21 protein-coding genes and 1 pseudogene are annotated in these 21,694 nt (G+C 43.1%); 12 read left to right on the top strand and 10 right to left on the bottom strand.

Features of this window, described 5'->3' with window-relative positions; all coding sequences use genetic code 11:
• The 11 genes from ACED60_RS13660 (at position 1) to ACED60_RS13610 (ending at position 15,082) form a co-directional block, all read left to right on the top strand.
• Complete coding sequence (locus ACED60_RS13660; protein WP_371727802.1) at positions 1–1,377, top strand: O-antigen ligase family protein; 1,377 nt, start codon at positions 1–3, stop codon at positions 1,375–1,377.
• A 92-nt stretch (positions 1,378–1,469) separates the two neighbouring features.
• Positions 1,470–2,255 (top strand): DapH/DapD/GlmU-related protein, encoded by a 786-nt coding sequence (locus ACED60_RS13655; RefSeq protein WP_371727769.1) that lies wholly within the window; start codon positions 1,470–1,472, stop codon positions 2,253–2,255.
• Positions 2,248–3,366 carry a glycosyltransferase gene (locus ACED60_RS13650; protein WP_371727768.1) on the top strand — a complete coding sequence of 373 codons (1,119 nt, stop codon included), beginning with the start codon at positions 2,248–2,250 and terminating at the stop codon, positions 3,364–3,366. The genes ACED60_RS13655 and ACED60_RS13650 overlap by 8 nt, the downstream gene beginning before the upstream one ends.
• Positions 3,363–4,787 (top strand): GumC family protein, encoded by a 1,425-nt coding sequence (locus ACED60_RS13645; RefSeq protein WP_371727767.1) that lies wholly within the window; start codon positions 3,363–3,365, stop codon positions 4,785–4,787. Before ACED60_RS13650 ends, ACED60_RS13645 begins: the two co-directional genes overlap by 4 nt.
• 371 nt (positions 4,788–5,158) lie before the next feature.
• Entirely contained in the window at positions 5,159–6,259 is a 1,101-nt protein-coding gene (locus ACED60_RS13640) for a glycosyltransferase (RefSeq protein ID WP_017100343.1), read from the top strand.
• Positions 6,256–7,443 carry a glycosyltransferase family 2 protein gene (locus ACED60_RS13635; RefSeq protein WP_017100344.1) on the top strand — a complete coding sequence of 396 codons (1,188 nt, stop codon included), beginning with the start codon at positions 6,256–6,258 and terminating at the stop codon, positions 7,441–7,443. The genes ACED60_RS13640 and ACED60_RS13635 overlap by 4 nt, the downstream gene beginning before the upstream one ends.
• A gap of 9 nt (positions 7,444–7,452) precedes the next feature.
• Positions 7,453–8,112, top strand: coding sequence for a sugar transferase (locus tag ACED60_RS13630; protein WP_017100345.1), 660 nt, complete (start codon positions 7,453–7,455; stop codon positions 8,110–8,112).
• A gap of 216 nt (positions 8,113–8,328) precedes the next feature.
• Positions 8,329–9,207, top strand: coding sequence for a LysR family transcriptional regulator (locus ACED60_RS13625; protein ID WP_017097827.1), 879 nt, complete (start codon positions 8,329–8,331; stop codon positions 9,205–9,207).
• Positions 9,208–9,307: 100 nt separating this feature from the next.
• The gene (locus tag ACED60_RS13620) at positions 9,308–10,441 is read left to right on the top strand and encodes an efflux RND transporter periplasmic adaptor subunit (RefSeq protein ID WP_371727766.1); all 1,134 of its coding nucleotides are present in this window, start codon (positions 9,308–9,310) and stop codon (positions 10,439–10,441) included.
• A gap of 10 nt (positions 10,442–10,451) precedes the next feature.
• Positions 10,452–13,571: an efflux RND transporter permease subunit gene (locus ACED60_RS13615; RefSeq protein ID WP_371727801.1), complete on the top strand. Its 3,120-nt coding sequence runs from the start codon at positions 10,452–10,454 to the stop codon at positions 13,569–13,571.
• 2 nt (positions 13,572–13,573) lie between these two features.
• The gene (locus ACED60_RS13610; RefSeq protein WP_371727765.1) at positions 13,574–15,082 is read left to right on the top strand and encodes an efflux transporter outer membrane subunit; all 1,509 of its coding nucleotides are present in this window, start codon (positions 13,574–13,576) and stop codon (positions 15,080–15,082) included.
• A gap of 149 nt (positions 15,083–15,231) precedes the next feature.
• Here ACED60_RS13610 and ACED60_RS13605 read toward each other — a convergent pair whose 3' ends face one another.
• The 10 genes from ACED60_RS13605 to ACED60_RS13560 all read right to left on the bottom strand — a co-directional run bounded on the left by ACED60_RS13605 (position 15,232) and on the right by ACED60_RS13560 (position 20,937).
• Positions 15,232–15,528 carry a hypothetical protein gene (locus tag ACED60_RS13605; protein WP_371727764.1) on the bottom strand — a complete coding sequence of 99 codons (297 nt, stop codon included), beginning with the start codon at positions 15,526–15,528 and terminating at the stop codon, positions 15,232–15,234.
• 92 nt (positions 15,529–15,620) lie between these two features.
• On the bottom strand, positions 15,621–15,869 hold the full coding sequence (locus ACED60_RS13600; protein ID WP_371727763.1) for a hypothetical protein: 249 nt from the start codon (positions 15,867–15,869) through the stop codon (positions 15,621–15,623).
• Positions 15,870–15,980: 111 nt separating this feature from the next.
• Positions 15,981–16,262, bottom strand: a complete 282-nt coding sequence (locus ACED60_RS13595; RefSeq protein WP_009846780.1) for a hypothetical protein — start codon at positions 16,260–16,262, stop codon at positions 15,981–15,983.
• Positions 16,263–16,322: 60 nt separating this feature from the next.
• Complete coding sequence (locus ACED60_RS13590) at positions 16,323–16,655, bottom strand: hypothetical protein (protein ID WP_371727762.1); 333 nt, start codon at positions 16,653–16,655, stop codon at positions 16,323–16,325.
• 109 nt (positions 16,656–16,764) lie between these two features.
• Complete coding sequence (locus ACED60_RS13585) at positions 16,765–17,217, bottom strand: hypothetical protein (protein WP_371727761.1); 453 nt, start codon at positions 17,215–17,217, stop codon at positions 16,765–16,767.
• Positions 17,218–17,412: 195 nt separating this feature from the next.
• Positions 17,413–17,949: a GNAT family N-acetyltransferase gene (locus ACED60_RS13580; protein WP_371727800.1), complete on the bottom strand. Its 537-nt coding sequence runs from the start codon at positions 17,947–17,949 to the stop codon at positions 17,413–17,415.
• A 207-nt stretch (positions 17,950–18,156) separates the two neighbouring features.
• Complete coding sequence (locus tag ACED60_RS13575; protein WP_041472808.1) at positions 18,157–18,654, bottom strand: DUF2867 domain-containing protein; 498 nt, start codon at positions 18,652–18,654, stop codon at positions 18,157–18,159.
• Positions 18,655–18,894: 240 nt separating this feature from the next.
• The gene (locus ACED60_RS13570; protein ID WP_371727760.1) at positions 18,895–19,542 is read right to left on the bottom strand and encodes an HAD family hydrolase; all 648 of its coding nucleotides are present in this window, start codon (positions 19,540–19,542) and stop codon (positions 18,895–18,897) included.
• A gap of 143 nt (positions 19,543–19,685) precedes the next feature.
• Complete coding sequence (locus ACED60_RS13565; RefSeq protein ID WP_083994552.1) at positions 19,686–20,024, bottom strand: hypothetical protein; 339 nt, start codon at positions 20,022–20,024, stop codon at positions 19,686–19,688.
• 103 nt (positions 20,025–20,127) lie between these two features.
• Positions 20,128–20,937: a class I SAM-dependent methyltransferase gene (locus tag ACED60_RS13560; RefSeq protein ID WP_371727759.1), complete on the bottom strand. Its 810-nt coding sequence runs from the start codon at positions 20,935–20,937 to the stop codon at positions 20,128–20,130.
• Positions 20,938–21,017: 80 nt separating this feature from the next.
• Here ACED60_RS13560 and ACED60_RS13555 point away from each other — a divergent pair.
• Positions 21,018–21,176: pseudogene (locus ACED60_RS13555) on the top strand (IS110 family transposase); the annotation flags it as partial.
• Positions 21,177–21,694 lie beyond the last annotated feature (518 nt).

The following is a 21,694-nucleotide window of genomic DNA, read 5'->3' as shown; positions in this document are numbered from 1 at the left end:
ATGCTCAGCCCTGAAGCCAATAGATTGCCAGTCATCATCACTATCAGCACCTTGTGTGTTGGGCTTGGTATTGTTTGGTACTTTGTTCCTCACCCTGCTGTCATTGTCGCGCTCGCTCTTGCGCCATTGGCCGGGTTATTCGTGTTAAACAAGACATTCTGGCTAGTTCTACTGTTCGTTGTCTTTTCATTTTTCCGAATTCACGAAGCCATACCTCAACTTTATTCGTTAAAAATACCGCTGATGCTTTCATTAGGTGCCCTGTCAGCTTTACTCTGGCATGCATTAATCAGTAAAGAGCTAAAAATCTTCTGGCACCCTTGTTTAAATTGGCTCGCCATATTTTGGGTATTGGTTTTCATTGGTATTATCTTCGCGTCTAACAGGCCTATAGCATTTGCAGAATTCAAAGGTGTTTATTGGAAAATAATCGTCATGACGCTTGCGATTACTTGGCTCGTGAATACCACGGAAAATCTCGCAAAAACCGCGATGACGATTATCTACGCTGGCGCTTTAGTCAGCTCTATTGCCGTGTACAACTCAGTAAATGGTATTGGGCTTGTTGAAGGCTCACGAGTGACTATTGGCCGCGATTTTGGATCTATGTTAGGTGACCCTAACGACTTAGCACTGGTACTGATGTTCCCACTTGCCTTTACGATAAGCCAAGCCACCACATCTGGCATTTCACGGTCCAAACGTTTAATCAGTGCCTTAGTCTGTCTGTTACTGCTTGCTGCCATTATTGCGACTCAAAGCCGTGGCGGATTACTGGGTTGTATTGCGGTGATTGGTATTTTTGCGTGGAAATTAGTGCGTTCTAAAGTCCTGTTAATCTCCGTAGGAACTATCGCGGCCATGGTGCTCTATTTAGTTGCTGGGATCTCAGACAGATCTTCTGGTGGTGCTGCTGAACAAGGTATCGATGAATCTGCAATGGGTCGAATATATGCCTGGGAAGCGGCAGTAAAAATGGCGGTTGAGAATCCACTGACAGGCGTAGGGCTGAACAACTTCTTCTCGAACTACTTCTTTTACAGTTCGCATTGGGACGGACTGAATCACGCCGTGCACAGTACGTGGTTTGGTGTGTTAGCAGAGACTGGCTTCATTGGTCTTATCATTTTTATCTGCCTTATCGTTTCTTTGATCAAAACCTCCCGATCCACACTCACCAGATTAAAAAACTCAACTACAGAAATCGCACCTGAACTAAATGCGGTCGCCTATGCGATCTATGCAGGTCTGATTGGAACAATCGTGTCGGGTACGTTTTTGACTCAAGGCTTCAATTGGCCGATTTATATCCTCGCAGCGCTCACAGTTTGCGTCTCTAACGTATCTCAAACTGCCTGTCAAAATGAGAAAACCTAAAACCCACACTTTAACTCGTTGAAAATATTATATTTATTAAATGGCACAGTATATGAAAGTACTTCTATATAACAAAATAGAGGATTTTCATTATGACGTCAGTATCTATACATCAATTCAAACATTGGCTTAAGTTTCATCCTAATTCTCGAATTAGAAATGTGTTTTTCATTTTGAAAGACATCAGAAGCGCAGAGCTACCTACCCCTCAAATACTTAATCGTTGCCTATATCAAGCGCACAAGCTAGTGGCGAATTTGGTTTCTGGCTTTACTCGATTCTTCTACTGGACACCGGCTTTCAAAGGTCGTGTCGCTCAGTGTGGTAAACGCCTCTACTTGTATGGTGGTCTGCCTTTCGTCAGCGGCCCGGTACAAATTACGATTGGCGACAACTGCCGTATCTCTGGCCACACGACATTCTCTGGTTGTACTCAACCACTTGAAGGCTTGGAACACCCATTATTGTCGATTGGCAACAACGTCGATATCGGTTGGCAGTCGACTATCGCTGTTGGCGGTAAAGTCGTTATCTCTGACAACGTACGAATCGCTGGCGGCGCCTTTCTATTTGGATACTCTGGTCACCCGCTAGATGCAAAACGTCGAGCGCAAGGTGAAGGTGATGACCCTCAGCAAATCGGCGACATCATTCTTGAACCTGACGTTTGGTTAGGAACCAATGTAACTGTAAAAGGCGGCGTAACTATCGGCGAAGGTGCAGTGATAGCCGCAGGAAGCGTGGTAACAAAGAATATCCCGGCCTTTGCAATCGCAGGTGGTAACCCAGCTCGAGTAGTCGGACAGATTAAATCCGTTGAAGTGACTGAATCCGATGTATTCGATTCATTAGAGACTCATGGAGGTGACCATGCGTGATTTAATCGTATTTGGTGAAGACTTTGGCGGCCTACCGTCATCAACTCAACATTTAGTGCGTCACCTTGCTAAGCAACACAAAGTCTTATGGGTCAACTCTATTGGCCTAAGACAACCGAAGCTGTCCGCTAAAGATGCAACACGAGCGTTCAACAAATTGTTTGGCAAAACCAAAGCCGTTACTCAAAATATGCTCGACTCTGAGGGACACGATAACATTACTATCGTTAACTTAAAGACAATCCCTGCGCCTGCTTCTCAATTTTCTAGAAAGTTGGCTCAGCAAATGATGTTGCACCAACTAAAAGCTGTGATTGCAGAGCTTAATCTTAACGCGCCTATCCTATGGACTTCTCTTCCGACTGCTGTTGATCTGTGCGGACACTTAGGCGAGTCAGCGGTTGTTTATTACTGTGGGGATGATTTTAGTGCACTTGCGGGCGTAGACCACAAGACGGTCGCAAAGCATGAATTAGAACTCATTGAAAAATCAGATTTGATCTTCGCTGCTAGTGAAAAGTTGATGGACAAATTCCCTAGCGAGAAAGCTCAGCTCTTACCACATGGTGTCGATGTCGGGCTATTTTCTACACCTGCACCAAGAGCAAAAGATTTACCAAGCAACCACCGCCCTATTGCTGGTTTTTATGGCAGCCTTTCTAAGTGGCTTGATTATGAAATGATTGATCATGTCGCGACAGCAATGCCGGAATGGGACTTTGTATTTATTGGCCCAAATGAGCTTGATACGATCATGCTGCCTGAGTTGAGTAACGTACATTACCTTGGCCCACGTCCGCACTATACGCTGCCAAGCTATTCTCAACACTGGGATGTGAGCTTGTTGCCGTTTGTTGATAACGAGCAGATCCGAGCTTGTAGCCCACTCAAACTAATGGAGTACCTTGCGGCCGGCACGCCAATTATCACAACTCAATTCCCAGCATTAAAGCCATATCAAGAACATGTCACCACAGTTGGTAGTGTAAACCAAATGATTTGGGCGCTTGATCATGCACGCCAGCTGAGCAATTCACCAATCTCTGTCGTCGAACAAGAGAGCTGGCAGAACCGTGGTAACTTCGTACATTGGATGTTGGAGCTTTTATGAATAATCTTAAGTTGCGCTTACTAGTCATCCTAAATGCCATGTGGCGCCAACGCTACGTTATTGTTCTCCCAATCTTTATTTTGCCCTTTGTTGGCTTCGGTGTGAGCAAGTTGGCCCCGACTAAATATGACGCGCATACCAGTATGTTGATTCAAGAAACAGCCAAGATGAATCCATTTTTGGAAGACATCGCCGTCTCTACCATGCTCAAAGATCGACTTAACGCATTGAGAACATTGCTTCACAGTCGACATGTTCTTTACTCGGTCGCTGATGAACTGCAATTAACTAGTCCAGATATGCCTGAGGTTGAGAAACAAGAGATCATTACTGACTTGTCTCAGCGTTTATCAGTTACTCAACTTGGAAAAGACTTTCTAAAGATAAGCTTAACGTCGAGCACTCCAAATGGAATGGAACAAACGCTTCGAGCGGTGAGTGAACATTTTATTGAACAGCTGCTCGCGCCGGAACGCTCGTCAATTGAGGACTCAAGTAATTTCTTGAAAATCCATATAGACAAACGTAGCGCGGAACTTGAAGAGGCAGAAGAAGCGCTAGCCGCATACATGAACGAAAACGTCCAATCGACGCCAGAAGTGCAAAGCCAAAGCTTGAATCGCTTAGCGTCACTCAAACAAACACTGGCGGAAAAAGAGGCGGAATTATCGGGTGTTGAAAAAAGTTTAGGGTCAATCGACCAACAACTTTCTAAAACAAATCCCGTGATAGGTCGAATCGAAGACCAGATCATCGACATTCGCAGTGAGCTGACTCTGCTGCAAGCCAAATACACAAATAAACACAGTGCCGTACAAGCTAAAGTCCGTGAATTAGACAGGCTTGAAAATGAGCGAAAAAGTTTGCTCGAGGTAACCCAGCCAACGATGAACAGCGACCAGCTTTGGGACATCGCAAGTAGCACGACACTAAACAAGCTTTCTGATACCCAACCTCTTCTGGTCACTCAATTACACAGCCTACAACTGGTTCGTGCTCGCTTTGAGTCTTTAACTGAAGAGACCAAAAGCCTTCGTACTATGATTTTCGAATTAGAACACAAGGCGAATAACTTCGGTGAAAATGCCAAAGAGATGTACCGCCTTAAACGTCAAGTTGAAATCAAGCGTCAACTATATGATGAACTGACAGAGCGTTATGAAATGGCTCAGCTAACGGGTTCGCTTGGTGTATTCGAGCAAAACAAACGTGTGAAGATTATCGATTTGCCTTTCACGCCTAGCATGAAATCTAACATGCCGACTTTTATCTTTATTCTGGCTGGATTTGTTGCGGGCATCGGATTGGGCATTGGTCTGGCGGTATTGTTCGAGCTGTTTGACTCTTCAATCAAGCGTAAAGACGAAATCGAAGAGATCTTAGGTGTCCCTGTGATAACGGTGATACCTAAAATGGGCTAGTCAGCCTCAAAAGCATTTTTAACTTGCTAGCCTCGTAGCTTCTTAGCTTCTTCTTATCTTTTTAGCTTCCTAACACTAAACGCCAACATTCGCTTGGCGTTTTTTTTGTCTAAAGCCTCAAGTTCTAACGCTACTTTCGATTAACCCAAGCCCTATGCTCCAAATAGCTATTCATTGATGTTTTGTTTTGATTCCCATTTTGAGAAACAAAAAACGCCCTATAGAACCATGATTTAAACGGTTGAAATATAAAGGTTATTTAATTGGCACAACTCCTGCAATCTCATTGTGTAGCTAAACGTTTTAAAGAAGTTACTTCAAGACAAATGTCAGAAAGGCGAAACAAGAATTATAAAGGCAGGGTCCAAATTATGAATACGCATTTAACGAAGCATGGTAAAAAGATCATACACGTTGTTCAACACCTCGCTCCCGGCGGATTAGAAACCCTAACGTTAGATTTGCTGCGCCTTGCTAAACCAACAGACCAAGTGTTGATTGTCAGTTTAGAGGGGACAAAAGAAGACTCGATCAACAACTGGCCGAAATTAAAGCAGTATCAAAATCAAATCGTCTTTTTGGACAAAGCACCAGGCGTACAATTCAGTATCATCATCAAATTGATGAAAGCATTTAACGGTATTCGACCCGATGTGGTTCATACCCACCATATTGGCCCCCTACTTTATGCTGGCTATGCGGCTCGCGTGACCGGAGTTCCAACTCGAATTCATACTGAACATGATGCTTGGCATTTGAACAACAACAAACGTCGTCGCTTACAAGCCCTTGCATTGAAAGCGGCTCAACCAACGTTAGTGGCCGATGCAACACGCGTTTACAATCAATTGCGTTGTGCGTTTTCATACAAAAACATCATCACGATTAAAAACGGCGTAGATTGTGAGAAGTTTAAACCGATGTCAAAAGCAGACGCGAGAGCAAAGCACAACCTACCAACCGACAAATACATCATTGGTTGTGCGGGGCGTTTAGAGCACGTGAAAGGTCAAGATCAGCTGATTAAGGCACTTGCTCTACTGCCATCAAACACCGTTGTCGCACTGGCTGGTGATGGTTCAAAACGCAATCAACTGGAACAACTCACTGACCGCTTGAATCTCAGCGACCGTGTGATCTTTCTCGGCCTAGTGGATGACATGACTACCTTTTACGGAGCGCTGGATACCTTCTGCCTACCTTCACGCCACGAAGGGCTTCCTCTTTCTACACTCGAAGCCCAAGCATGTAACATTCCAACCGTCGCGATGAACGTCGGTGCGGTTGATGAAACCTTATGTCCCATTAGCAGTTCCCTCGTCAAAAGTGGCAGCATTGCCGGATTAGCCAGTGCGCTATTAGAAAAACAAAATGAACGCTTTTTGTCACCTCGTCGTTACGTTCTCGACAACTTCGATATCATCAAAATGGTTTCGTCTTACAACGACATCTCAGAAGGAGTTTGCGCATGATCGACTGGTTGCTTGCAGGACTTTGCTTATTCTCTGGTGCGCTGATTGTCTACCATCACGCCGCCTATCCACTGTTACTACGTTGGTATGCGAAAAGTCACCCGGCGCGTCAGATTGAAGAGAGCCATCGTTGTTATAAAGACGAACAACAAGATTGCACACTACCCACCATCACCATTCTTGTACCGGCATTTAACGAAGAGCAATGGATCGCAGACAAGATCCGTAATCTTGCTTCACTCGATTACCCAAAAAAGAAGTTACAAGTGATTATTGCTTGTGATGGTTGTACTGATGACACGGTAAAAATCGCTCAAATGACGATTCAAGAAGCGATGTGCAGCGATATCTATTTCGAGATACATGACCACAAAACCAACCGAGGGAAAGTTGCGGTTATCAATGAAGAAGTGACAAGCATAAACAGCGACATCACGGCACTGAGTGATGTGTCAGCCCTTATTTCATTGGATGCGCTGCTTATTGCCGCCGCTCACTTTGAAAGTGACAAGGTTGGCGTGGTAAACGCAACGTATCAGCTTTGCCCAACAGGTAACGAAGGTGAAAATACCTATTGGCAGTATCAAACCGCCGTTAAAGAGTCAGAAGCTTCATTAGGTTCGAGCTTAGGTTCTCATGGCGCTTTCTACTTGTTTAGAACACACCTGTTCGAACTGCTTCCACTCAACACTATTAATGATGATTTCATCCTACCGATGCGAATCGTTAAACAAGGTTACATTGCAGAATACGAAACACAAATGGTCGCACTGGAACTAGAAGAATCAAATTTAGAAACAGATTTCAAAAGAAGACTTCGTATTTCAGCGGGTAACATGCAACAAGCGATTCGATTGTTTGGCTTGTTCAGCCCGAAGTTCAAAGGCATCGCGTTTGCGTTCTTCTCAGGAAAAGGACTTCGTCTACTCACTCCATATTTAATGATTGTGTGCTTGGTGTGCTCAATCTTGCTTAACAACTACTTGGTATTTGAAGTGTTGTTATGGGCTCAAGTTGCCGTTTATACCATTGGCGTACTTGGCTGCATCTTGCCAAAGCGTCTCGTAAATAAACCTATTTCATTAATCTCTTATTTGATAGTTGGACACTATGCCAACTTCATTGGTGGCATTCGTTACCTAGTCGGGCTAGAAAACTCACCTTGGACACGAGCGAATCATTAAGGACTTATTATGATGAACATTGAACAGCTATCTACTCAAAACTTATACCAATACAAAATCTCACGTGCTAAACGTACTTTCGATTTCGTGAGTTCACTGATTGCTTTGATTTTGCTAGCGCCAGTATTTCCATTGATTGCGATGGCTATTGTACTCACTTCTCGTGGCCCGATTTTCTACCGTCAACTGCGTGTTGGTAAATCGACACCGGAGAAAATGGAAATCTTTGAGATCATGAAATTCCGTAGTATGTACGAAGATGCAGAAACGCGTTCTGGTGCAGTTTGGGCTACGGCGAATGACCCTCGAATCACACCCGTTGGCCGATTTTTAAGAAAGACGCGTCTTGATGAGTTGCCACAACTGATCAATGTATTGAAAGGTGAGATGTCTCTAATTGGCCCACGTCCTGAACGCCCTACTTTTTACACCAAACTAGAGAACGAAATCCCCTACTTTGCTGACCGTACATACGGCGTAATGCCCGGTATTACTGGGCTAGCACAAGTAAATCAAGGTTATGATACCTGTATTGATGATGTACGTCGTAAAGTGGGCTTTGACCACAGTTATGCACTGAGTCTGTGCTCTATGAAATCTTGGATTGTGGCTGATCTCAGCATCATTTCTAAAACAATCATAGTAATGGTCGATGGACGAGGTCGTTAAACTGATATGGTGTGAGGCGAAAGAACAAGCTGTCTAGTCCAAGGTGAAAAATAGAGCAGTCTGTCCCATGCGAACACAAAGCCAGCTTTGATAATGATTTGTCAGCTGGCTTTTTACTGTCTTAAAACAAGCCAAACCCAAGAACGCTTCGATTTTAAAATCCAATTGGTATACGATGCCAACATACTGTTCTAAAAACGAATAAATGCCGTTGTTATGAAAATCGAAGATCTTAAGTTGTTCACCACCGTTGTCGAACTGGGTAGTTTTACTGCCGCCGCTAATGCTCTTGACCTTCCGCGAGCTAACGTTAGCCGTAGAATTAACGACCTTGAGAAGTCTCTCGGCATTCAACTGTTCTTTAGAACCACACGAAGCCTCTCCTTAACCAAATCTGGCGAGCTCTATTACAAAGAACTACTCAATGCATTAAGTGCGCTCGACAAAGCAAACCATGTCGCTTCCAACCTGTCAGAGGTTGCACACGGACAAATTAAGATTGGTCTATTGCCTGAAACCAGCGATATCATGCAGTCGACTCTGTTTAAATTCCAAGATATGTATCCTAAAGTTGAGCTTGATATTCGCAACATTAGTAACGGCTTTGTCGACATGTACCGTCAAGGGTTAGACCTCGCTATGCATGGTGGTACGTTGAGCGATGCAAACGTGGTTGCCCGTAAAGTGATGGTTCTTCAACGTATTTTTGTCGCAAGCCCTGAATTTATTGAGAAACAAGGCAAGCCTTCAAGCCTAAGAGAGCTCACTAATTACCCATTTGTTTGCTTCAGGTGGCCAAGTGGGGACATCGATAAAGAATGGGACATCAAAGATCACACCATCAAAGTAGAACCTTCGGTCGTCAGTGACAGCATTGGCTTTGTTAAAGGCGGTGTTATTCGACATAGAGGTATCGCGTTGTTACCAGAACTTTTAGTGCGACATCAACTCAAAGACGGTAGCTTGATTAACCTATTCCCCGACGACAATCTTCAAAAAGAAGAAGCATGGTTGCTCTACCCTCAGCGTAAAGCATTAAGCCATTCAGCACAGCTTTTGATTGATTTTCTATTACAAGAACTTCCGAAACTCTAACTATTGTAATGAATATTGTGACAGTGTTTCACGAGCAGGCTAGATTATCCTAACGAAATAGAAAGATAGAATCGCTTCATAAATTCAAGAGGAGCAATCCATGAAGCCTATCTTTCAACATTCATCTATTTTTCAACGTTCGTCTACTTTTAAACAGACACCTATATTCAAATATACAGTCATTGCACTAAGCTTAACCGCCCTGTTTGGCTGTAATGACTCTGAGGCGACTGCGCCTCAAAAACAAGCTCGACCAATTCAAGTGATTCAACTTGAGCCTCTTTCACATACGGCTGAAAAGTCTTTTACTGGCAAGATACAATCATCGGAAACGGCTGGCGTTGCGTTTCGTGTGCCTGGCACTATTCAAAATATGATGGTCTCTGTTGGTGATTCAGTAAAAAAAGGCCAACCCCTTGCGCAATTAGACCCTCATGACTATCAAGTCGCGTTAGAAGAGTTACAAGCACGAGCCCTTGAAGCTAAATCTGCACACAAATTGGCGACATCCGAACTTGTACGCGTAAAACAAGCCATCGCTGATAATGCGATTGCCGATGTTAACCTAGACCGTGCTATTAGCGGGTACGAGCGAAGTGAAGCAGCTGTTAAAGTCGTAGAACAGAATATACGCCGTGCGAAAGATTCGATTCGTTATACCCAATTGCTCGCCCCTTTCGATGGTGTGGTTGCGGCATCAAATTTTGACCAGTACGAACAAGTAATGCCGGGCATCTCGGTGTTCACAATCCACAATCCAGATAAACTTGAAGTTAAAATTCAAGTACCTGAAAATTTGATTCATGAGTTCAAACCAAATCAAAGTTCTGTCATAGATTGGTATGGTTCAGAGACTAAACTAATTGGTTATGCCGCTGAAATTTCGACGTCACCTCACCCAATCAAGCAGACCTATGCGGTTACTTACCATGTCGACTCCACTGACAAATCGGTATTACCTGGAAAAGCGGTCACATTGACGACTCAACTTGGAGAAGCGAGCAGTAATTTCTGTTTGCCCTATTCTGCGTTAGTCAATCAAACGAGTATCGAGCAAGTATTCACTGTTAAAAATGAACAAGCTCATGGCGTGACTGTGGATGTGATTTCTATGTCCAAAAACGCTGTGTGTGTTGAATCGACGCTCAACAATGGCGACTTCGTGGTCGTGAGTGGCGCGCAATACGTGGTGGAAGGACAATACTTCTCCTATATTCAAGTTAAAAGCCTGTAGGTGAACCATGATGAATCTAGCTGATTTTGCAATCAAACAACGCACCTTCATCCTGTTTTTCACTGCACTGAGTGTCATCGCAGGCCTGTTTTCTTATTTTGAGCTTGGAAAACTTGAAGACCCAAGCTTCACCATAAAAACGGCCGTCGTTGTAACGCTCTACCCTGGAGCTTCTGCGGAAGAAGTGGAACAACAAGTCACCGACACCGTCGAAACCAAACTCCAAGAAATGGCGACACTTAATCGGCTTCGATCTTTATCGCGCCCTGGCATGTCGATGGTATTTGTCGACCTAAAAGAGTCTCTTAATTCAAAAGCACTTCCTCAAGAGTGGGACTTATTACGCCGTAAAGTGTCTGATATGAAGTTATTGCTACCTTCAACTGCACAGATCAGTGTCGTACAAGACGAATTCTCTGAAGTCTACGGCATGCTTTTCTCTATCCACAGTAAAGATGCATCGCCAGCTGAACTAAGACGTTACGCAGAAGAGCTCCAACGCAGAATTAAAACCGTCGATGGTATTAAGAAGATTGAACTGCATGGTGTTCAACCACGCGTTGTTCATATCGATATCCCAGATGAAAGGTTGGCGCAATACGGGCTTTCTATCACACAAGTTTGGTCGCAGTTGAATACGCAAAACATGACGTTTGATGCGGGTAAGTTTTCACTAGGTACAGAGCGAATCCGAGTTCAACAGTCGAGCGAGTTTGCCTCGTTAGACGACATCAAAAACCTGATGATCAAAGGCGGCGTAAGTGAATTGGGAACCAGTTTAATTCGCTTAGGTGATATCGCTGACATCACAATGGGTTACCAAGAGCCAATGATGACAGAAAACCGCTACAACGGCGTACCTGCAGTCACATTAGCGATGAGCCCAGTCACCGGTGTTAACGTGGTATCACTTGGCGATGAAATCAATCAGATCGTCAACGATTTTCAAACAACCTTACCACTAGGTGTTGATATTGCGACAGTTGCTAACCAACCTGAAGAAGTTCAGAAATCGATCGACAACTTCGTAAGCAACTTATTAGAAAGTGTCGCGATTGTATTTATCGTCTTGTCGGTATTCATGGGATTAAAAAGCGCAACCATCGTCGGTTCGAGCCTCCTGCTGACTATCTTGTTGACGCTTATCTACATGAACATGACTTCGATTGACTTACACCGAGTTTCGCTAGGTACGTTCATTCTTGCCCTCGGCATGTTGGTAGATAACGCTATTGTCATCACCGACATGATGATTGTGAAAATCAACAAAGGCATCGACCGCACTAAAGCCGCGATTGACTCTGTTAAAGAGACAGCAACACCACTCTTTGGTGCGACAGTTATCGCTATCATGGGTGCGAGCCCTGTAATCTTTTCAAAAACCGATGCTGCTGAGTTCGCAAGCTCGGTATTCCTTATCATCGCGTCGTCATTGTTACTGTCTTGGCTAGTCGCGATGACGTTCACAGCCTTGATGTGTTGGTTCTTCATCAAGCCAACCAAGCAAGCTGATAACACCAAAGTCAGCTTATACCGTAAGAGTGTCAACTGGACTGTCGATAATCCGCTTAAAGCATTGAGCGCTTTGGTTCCGTTGATATTAGTGACTGCATTAGCTATCCCGAACATTGCCGTTAACTTTATTCCACAAGCCGACCGACCGATCCTATTTCTAGATTACTGGCTGCCGAACGGTGCCAAGGTAGAACAAACCTCAGAAGACATGAAGCGAATCGAACAATGGTTGTTGGAACAGCCGGAAGTCGAAAGTATTTCAACCTATGTTGGCGCAGGTGCTCCTCGCTTCTCCGTGACTATAGAGCCAGAACCGTTCGATCCGGCCTATGGTCAGATTTTGATTAACGCGACCGATTTTCCGTCACTAAGCCCATTGATCGCACGCGGTGATAAATGGTTAATGGAAGAGTTTCCGAACGCAGACCCTCGCTTTAGAAGCTTAAAATTGGCGACGGCGGATAAATTCAGCGTTGAAGCACGTTTCTCAGGCCCTGATGCCGAGATCTTACATGGCTTATCAGAGCAAGCAAAAGCAATCTTCGCAGAACACCCAGACACCAAGTACGTTCGTGACGACTGGCGACAGAAAAGTAAAGTATTTGAGCCTGTCATCAACCAAGAAAAGATGCGCACTGCAGGTATAAACCGTGCGGATATTGCGTTCGCGATGAAGCGAGCTTCAGAAGGCATGCCTTTGGGTCGTATGAACTTAAACGATGAACTGGTCACAATTCAACTGCGAGGCACAGAGAGTTCGATTCAGTCATTGGAAACGTTGCCCGTACGATCTCTGTTGGGCATCCACAGTGTTCCACTTGGCCAAGTTGTCGATGGATTTGAATTAAGCAGCGAAGAAACCATGATTTGGCGCCGTGACCGTGTAAAAACCATCACAGCACAAACAGGTGTCGGTCGTTACACCACACCAGCAGCGGTGAGGAACTCAATTAAAGATCAAATTGAAGCGATTCATTTGCCTGATGGTTATAGCCTTGAATGGGGTGGCGAATATTACGACGAGCACAAAGCCGTCAGCGATATTCTTAAACAGTTACCTAAAGCAATCTTGTTAATGATCATCATTTTGGTGGCGATGTTTAACGGATTCAAACAACCAGTAATCATCTTCACTACCCTACCGCTTGCAGCGACGGGTGCCACATTCAGCTTATTGCTATTGGATAAACCATTCGGATTTATGGCATTGATTGGCGCCGTAACCTTAACAGGTATGATCATCAAAAACGGCATTGTATTGATGGACCAAATAGAACTTGAACGTAAGAACGGGCGCTCACTATCTGATGCCATCAAAGAAGCAACCGTGAACCGTACAATGGCGATTTCAATGGGGGCACTTACTACGGCGCTTGGCATGATTCCGTTACTAAGCGACCTACTGTTTGACCAGATGGCGGCAACCATTATCGGTGGCTTAGCTGCAGCAACCGTGCTGTCTCTGTTTGTGATGCCTGCGCTGTACAAGCTTTTCTATCGAACTGAAGAAAAAAAGTCAGTAGCAGAAGCAATCAAAGACGCTGTGATTGTGCTTGATGCAACACCTCAGCCTTCAAACAGCGGCAATACAACTTCATTCAACAAGGAGCAATAAACATGCATCCATTAACTAAGTTTAAAGTCGCTCCTATAGCGCTCGCCTTGTTGCTGACAGGTTGCGCGGTTGGTCCAGATTACGAAGAAACTCAAACAACCATGGCAGAGACCTTCTTGTATAGCCAAGGTGATGTGAACCAAAACGGTGTGAGCCAAAACGAACAGCATAATCATTGGTGGACACAGTTCAATGATCCAACGCTCAATCAGTTAGTGACCGATGTTCAAAACCAGAACATCCCACTTAAACTGGCAGCCGAGCGAATCAACATGGCGAACTCATACAAAAGCGTGGTCGAATCATTCAAGGTTCCGACCATTAACGTCGGTGGTGGTTATTACAACTACCAACTGAGTGAGAACGACTCCCTACTTGGCCCGGTATTTGGTGCCTCTGATGCGGTTGAGTCAGCAACGGGCATGTCGTTACTTGAAGCCCAGCACGATGGTGGGTTCTTAGGTGCGAGCATCGCGTGGGAAATGGACTTGTTTGGACGTATCGAAAAACAATCAAACGTAGCGACGATTCGAGTTGAACAAGCCGAGATATTCCAATCAGGCTTGAACACCTTGATCACTGCCGATGTCATTCACAACTACCTGCAATATCGTGGCGCGCAAGAGCGAAAAATGATCGCACTAGAGAATATAGCCGACCAAAAGCAGACTTTAGAATTGGTCACCAAAGTGGTTCGCAGCGGCTACGGGTCTGAGTTAGATCTTGCTCAAGCCAAAGCCATGCTTGCGGCGACTGAATCTATTGTTCCTCAACTTGAAATAGCAGAGCAAGTTCACAAACAACGTATGGCGGTGTTGTTAGGGGAATCACTCACGAGCGTAAACCGACGTTTAGTCGGTGAATTCACCCTTCCGCGAATGAACGATGTAATTCCGACAGGCTTACCTTCTGACTTATTAGAACGACGCCCAGATATCCGAATCGCAGAACGCGAAATGGCAGCCATTAACGAAGAACTTGGTGCAAGCATTGCTAATCGCTATCCAAAGTTCTTCCTAACGGGTACGCCAGGTGTGACGGCTGGAAGCTTTGATGATCTGTTCAGTAGCGACTCATTCGGTTGGGCTGCATCTGCCGGTATCAGTTGGAATGTATTCGATGGTGGCCGAGGCGAAGCCATGGTGAAAATGAACGAAGCAAGGTTCCGTTCTGCAGCGCTTAACTACCAACACTCTGTCGACAGCGCCTTTGCAGAAGTCGATTCAAGCTTGTTTGCCTATGGCCGTAGCCAAGAGAACCAAAAGCGCATCGATGAAGCTACCCTTGCCGTTGATAACGCGGTGAGCAAGGCAAAGTCGCTATACAAAGCGGGGCTAGTCGATTACTTGTCGGTGTTAGACGCACAAAAACAACAAAAAGCGATGCAAGATCGCCAAGTAGCTGCCAAACTGCAAACCGCCAATACTACGATTGCAGTATATAAAGCCTTAGGTGGAGATTGGAAAGTGGCGAACGAAACGCAGAGTGTCGAATTAGCTCACATTAACTAGTCTTTCTGCTCTATGTTCTCTGCTGAATGCTCTGTGGTTCTGTGCTGAATAATGTAATAAGCGTAATAAAAAATACCGCCGTTGATTAAGGCGGTATTTTTATGAATTCGTTAACTGGCTAATGAGCTTACCAACAAGATAACCCGTGACTAGGAATTAGACGCTTCGTTGCTGTCTGTATCTACGGTTTTGATCAAAGGGCCAGCACACTCGACAAAATCACCGATATCGAAAGTCTCTGGCGCATCGGCTCCACCCGTCACCCCAAAACTACCAGTAACCGTTGGATCCTTCTCAGTCTTATCTACGTCTAAAATGATCTCTACTTTATAAGTGTGACCGTCAGGAAGGAGTTTGGCACACTCTTCGAGTGTCGAAGCGGTAGCGCCCATGCTAAGACCGAATAAACACACCGCAAGTACACTACTTGTCATTTTCAACATCATAAAACCTCTCGAAGACTATAGAAACATCATACCAATAATCTGCAAATCTTCACGATAAACGTTGAGAAGTGAGTTCATAGTAACAAGGCCAACTAGCCCCAACCATGGGGAGCGCTTTCGCTATCATTGTACTCTGCATGACAAACCGAGCACTTGAAGTAGCTAATTTTAGATTCTGATTTATGTGAACCCAACAACACACCGAATACAATATTTAGAATTCGCGACTTTAAGCTGTTCTTCTCTTGCTGTTTCAACTTCACTTCGGACGCGCTTAACCTGATGTGTGACGTTTCCTTATTGCAGTTTCCACATGGTAATACAGTGTCATTTTCTTGCATTTCCCTATTCCTTTAAGTGCGTATATAGACAGTTTCGTTATAACCTAAGTTCGCTGACTGAATTAGGTTCCAAACCGACATTAATAAATAAACGCTTAGACTCAAAGCAAACTAAAGAACCGTCACGCCTTCAACTTCAATCACTGAGTTAACATTCGCTCGCTCGATTATCTTGAGTAACGTTGTCTGGATTAACTCATTATCTCGAATTTCTGTTTCGCAAGAGAAACGCTCCTCTTGAACACCATCGCTCTCACCCAACATAAATTGAACCGAAACTTCCGTTGCGAGATCTTTTGTCGTTCCGTAATACGCTAGCGTGATTTTTGGGTATCCGTTGTCGCCTTTTTTAACCTGCTTTGCGATGCGTTTTTTAGCTTTATCTAAATTCATACAACTTCCTTTTAAGGCTGAAACTAAAAATGAACAAACGTCTGGCATATCGTAGTTTTACTATAAAGCATTACCACATCCACTACATGATTTTATGGATGCTAATCCTCTTTTTCTTACGTTAGTTTTTCCACAAAAAACACAAAACTTCAGTGAGTGGATATTGTAAATAGACATGAAAGTAACCAGCGGAATCCAGACCAATAATTCTGCCCCATTACCACCTGAGCAATAGATAAAACCAATCAAGAAGATACCAAAAACAACAGACTGCAAAGTCCACAATGTTTGTTTGTACTTCGCACCTTTGATAATAAAAAACGTAAAAAAGCCAATTGTGCTACTGATAAGCCCATAAACCGCAAACCCTATAAAGGCTTCTTGTTGATTCATAACTCTCCCTGTCAACATCACGTTTACGGTCCGAGCAACGCTACTGCCCAAAACCATATGACCTTAAACATTAGTCAAACTTTAAACGAAAAGTGCCAAGCCTCGTAAATCACTTTTGAGTTATCTGTTCGTTAGCAGCTTTCAAGGCCGTATTTAAACCGTCTGTATCCTTACAACCAATGTAAACATGCTGTCCATTGCTTAAACTTAACTTCAGCGCTGAACCTATCGATACATTATACAACCAACCATCGCTCAACATGCGGATGCCAATACCTTGATACCACTTGCTTTGATAAAACGATGTCTCCGTTATGTCTGACACTTCTACATTCTTACGCCAAAAACCAAAACCGAAATACCAGCTCAATACATTGCCTTTGACTTCAATTGTCATGGAGAAAAAGAGCAAAGCAATTAACCCGTTGATGGCGTGAGCGACGAATGTTCCGGGGTTATTATCAGACGTAATGACAATGAAAGCACTTATCGAAACAAGGATGAGCAGTAACCCCTTGTTGTATTCCTTACTATAAAACACAGTTATATCTCCTATAGACAACGAACAACCAATTACCTAGCCAACAGCTATCTTACTGTGGCCTTTCTAAATAATCGTGGCAAGTAATGAAAGCAGATTCCCCAAAACCAAGTAGCTTCACCTTGATACTACCGAATCAAAGTATCAAACCAGATAACCTTGTTCCGGATCTAAGCCTTGTTTGTAAAGCGTATCGAATCTACATTAGTCACTTGGCTATGCCTTGACCCATTCGGCTCGCAGGACAGCCAAAACTACGGTATCCCACCACCGCCCTTTGAAAAAACGATGCTCTCTAAAGTGCGCTTCTTTACGCATACCTAAAGACTTACAAAGCTTAATGGCAGGTAAATTCTTACTGATTGTCTCCGCATAAATGCGGTGTACACCCAATGTTGAAAAACCAAAATCAGCCAAAGTGAGAGCCGCTTCATTGCTTAACTTATGACCTTGATGCGATCTTGAAAACGCACACCCCATTGAAGCTTGCTGATTGTCTTCTAAACGCAAACAAACAGTACCAATGAACTGCCCTGTGCTCTTATATTCAACTGCGAGTTGATATGATTTCCTTGGTTCTTCAGACGCCTGGGCTATAAACAAGTTGGTTAACTCTTTATATTTAATAGGATCACAGTCACTTTCATCATAGAAACGCTGATATTTAGCATCTTGAGACATCGCTACGAAGGCATCTTCATCGCTAGGATTCATATCCCTAATAATCAGTCTCTTTGTCTCAATTTTAAACATCAAACGTTCCTTTTCATCTTTGTAAGCTAACGCCCAATAACGTAACCAAACACACTCAAATCTACCATCTAAATCACTAAAGCAAAGCCGAACTGCAACTGCAACTGCCAAGTGTTAACTGTCGGCTTAAATTACTAGCTATATTTCTTGATTTATAGCTTTCACCTGCTCAATTAGAGTATCGTATTCATACTCAATCCCTATTTGTTATGCCTGTTCTAACCCTTTCAGGGAGCTTGGTACTATTATTTTATGAAATGGCGTAACGAAGAACATATAGGTCTTACCAAACACATTGTTCACATGAACCACGGTATTTGCGTGAACAATTGCGGTTTCTCCTTCAGGCTCAATAAGAAAAGAAACTCGGACATTAAGATGTTTATCACAGTCTTCTAATACAACTTCATTCTCAGTTGAACTGACCAGTGTAAAAATGCCGACTCGTTCGCCTACTACGTATTCTGAACCTAATTTGTCTCGGGATACATCTTGTAGACCACCCAAATTTTTTAAACCGAGTTTCGATACAACCCAGTTTCTCGTAGACATCAGAAATGCAATCCAAGTCGGTGTTTGAGTTGCTATTTCAAGAAATACTTCAATAGCAGTTTGGTTGTTGTATTTTATTTTTTTCGAAAAGCTATCACAGAAATATGAGTTTTTAGAATACTCGCTCAATAGTGACTTCTTGGGTATAGACATAAACTCTCCTTGATGATGAAAAGTCGACAATGCGCCATAGCGAATAATATGGGCTCCCCCTCCTGAGGAACTGCCACACTTAAGTGGGATTACACCGGAGGTAACATGTCTGATGATTCTTACTTCAGCGGTATCACTCTAACTAAAAAACACTTTAGCCTTCATGCCGCAGAGCAACATGGCAAGGCAATACTGAGAAGTCAGTTACCCGGTCTTAATTACTAATCCCATACTCGTTTTTTATACGGGCAATTCCTCATATGTACTGATTACTTTAACTGCACCGCTTAGATCATTTTTACCATTAAAGCTATGCTTAACAGCAATGACGTCACAGCCACTAGATTTACCAGCACGAATACCCGCTGTGGAATCTTCAAACACAATTGTTTGGCCAGGTGAAGCCGCTAATCTACCAAGAGCTAAAGTATAGGCTTCAGGATCCGGTTTATGCTTAGTTACATGCTCCTGTGTGATAACAAGGTCAAAAGCATTCTCTAGCTGCAACGAGATTAAAATATTATCAACCATCCATGTTGCTGCTGAACTAACAACTCCACACTTTTTCCCTGCTAGTTTTAACTGTTCTATGTAAGCCTTAGCCCCAACATTTAGCTCAAGATCATCATTGAGCATCTGTTCGTAATAAGCTCGAAAGTGGCAATTAAACTCTTCTAAGTCAGGAGCAATATTTGCATTTTCAAAAAAGTGACCCGTTACAACCTGCCAACTTTCCCCCATAACATCTTTGTAAATGTTGTGGTCTACGTGTGCGCCATAATCTAAACAAGCTAATGCTAACGCTTTGCCCTTTAAAGGCTCTGAATTTACTAATGTTCCGTCCATATCGAACAGATAAACTTCGTAATCTTTCAATTCACTCTCCATGTTATATTTTTCAAGCTCGTATAAGCCTAGTTAACTAGTGAAAAATGCAACCAAACTAATATGACTACCTTACCCACAAAAGCCGACCATTACAAAAGTGCCGAGCGTTTTGGAATCCAGTTAAACAATCTATTAGGTGATGGCTACGATAGTAGGCAATAAAGTAGTGGCAACAAACTAGCGAGCAATAAGCTGTGCCCAACAGACGTACTCTCTAATTTTGTCACAATGGTTGATTTAGCAGACTCGTTTTCAATTAACGAACTAGCAGAAACGCCAGCCATGTTACTAGGGTCACTATATCCGACCTTATGACCGGAAAAAGACAAAAGTGAACCCAGAGCAAGAAGAATTAGCATTGAATAGAACGCATAATCACTAGAAAATGCTAGTTTCAAATAGCCTGTGAAATACTCGAAAGTAACCACAATTAGCAGTGCTAATAAATTTGATAGCACTATCAACCTTACGAATTTAAACATATTCCCTCTGATACCAATAGAACAGCTAACGTCCCAATAAACGGTGAGTGTACGTGTGCCATAATGAAGCGAAACGGAATCGGCACACGCTTATGAATCCGACTTAACTGCTTTGTGAACTGGCTTTTCTAGCGATCACTAAACCATGATTACTTGATCCCAAAAGGCTTGCTTCATCGCAATTTGTCAAATGATAATCTAACCATGTCTGATATTGAGATGGCGTAAAGTTATTAACACCGTTAGATATGTAACGTCCAAATCCATCTGTTGCTGCGTGTCCAATTACATTAAACCCATTTTTGTTTACAAGATTTTCAATTTCACTAGGCGTTGCGAAATACCCGACCTTGAAAAAACTATCGGCTTTAGCGTTTGATACCGTGCCATGTTTATTTAACTCTAAAAGTACCTCCGGAGTGACTAGCTCTGGAAATTGTTGGGCAAACATACCAGCGACAAAAAAACGTGAAATATAGGCTATGGCTAGTACACCATTTGGCTTTAAAATCCTTAGTGCTTCATTAACCGCAAGCTCTCTTTCATGCAGAGTTTTTAGGTGGTACAAGGGCCCAAGAATTACACAAACGTCTTGAGAATTACTTTCGATAAATGACACATCACAAGCATTACCCTCAAACACTTTTAACTCAATACCTTCAGATTTTACTTTAGTATTTAAAATCTTCACTTGGTCAGGCGCAAGTTCTACTGCTGTAACATCACAACCTAATTTTGCAAAATGTAAGGAATAGCGCCCCGTTGCTGCTCCTAACTCACATACTGATTTCCCTTTAAGTAAATAAGGTGTGAGTTTATGTATCGTAGTATCAAACTCTAACTGAGCAATATATTGCCGAGTTAGCCTTTCATCTTCGTTTGCACCCGTATATTGGGCTATCAATTCTTCCATTGATCAACATCTCCTTTGCCAGTTAGCACCCAATTAAGTAGCTGACAACGCTACCACTACACAGTCGACTTAAATTTGTTATTAGAACGATACTTAAAGGTATCGCCCTAACAAAAAACCACTTTAGTCTTCATGCCGAAGACCCAGATGGTAAAGTTATACTTCATAAGTAAGTAACCCTAACTAAACTATTGACTACAATAGCAAATATGCCACTCATGCGTATAGGCATTGAAGCGAGTAGTGAAAATAGCTAACTGGTCTATAAAATTGCATCGCTTGTTATAAGCGAACTAGCTTGACCGTATTACTTATTTTTATTGTTCAGCCCAGACTCTAGTGCTGCTGCCTTAGTTTTAGCTGACTCTTCATAAGCATTAAATACATCGCTATTTTTACGACCGCTAAAGTGCAGAAAACTATGAATAATAAGCATAAAGAAGGATATCAACACAACAAATATGGGCGCTAAACCGAACCCATCAATGTTCGTTGACAAAAGACCTAGAACAAAAAATACACTCGATATAAGTGCAACCGATTTACTGCGAGATGATGAGCCCATAAGTAACCCGCTTTACATAACTAAAGAAAGAATATTACTGAGAACCTTTTACGCATACTTTGAAATACTTAACAAATGCAATAGCTTATAACGAAAATTTAAAGCGTGAACAACGCAATACCGAAGCAGCCACATTCGTAAGCGCGTCATGAACCCCGCATTCTAATTAACCGGCACGAAGAATAAGATCAT

Source organism: Vibrio sp. 1F279 (assembly GCF_041439815.1).
Classification (GTDB): Bacteria; Pseudomonadota; Gammaproteobacteria; order Enterobacterales; family Vibrionaceae; genus Vibrio; species Vibrio tasmaniensis_A.
This window is presented reverse-complemented; position numbering and strand designations above follow the sequence as displayed.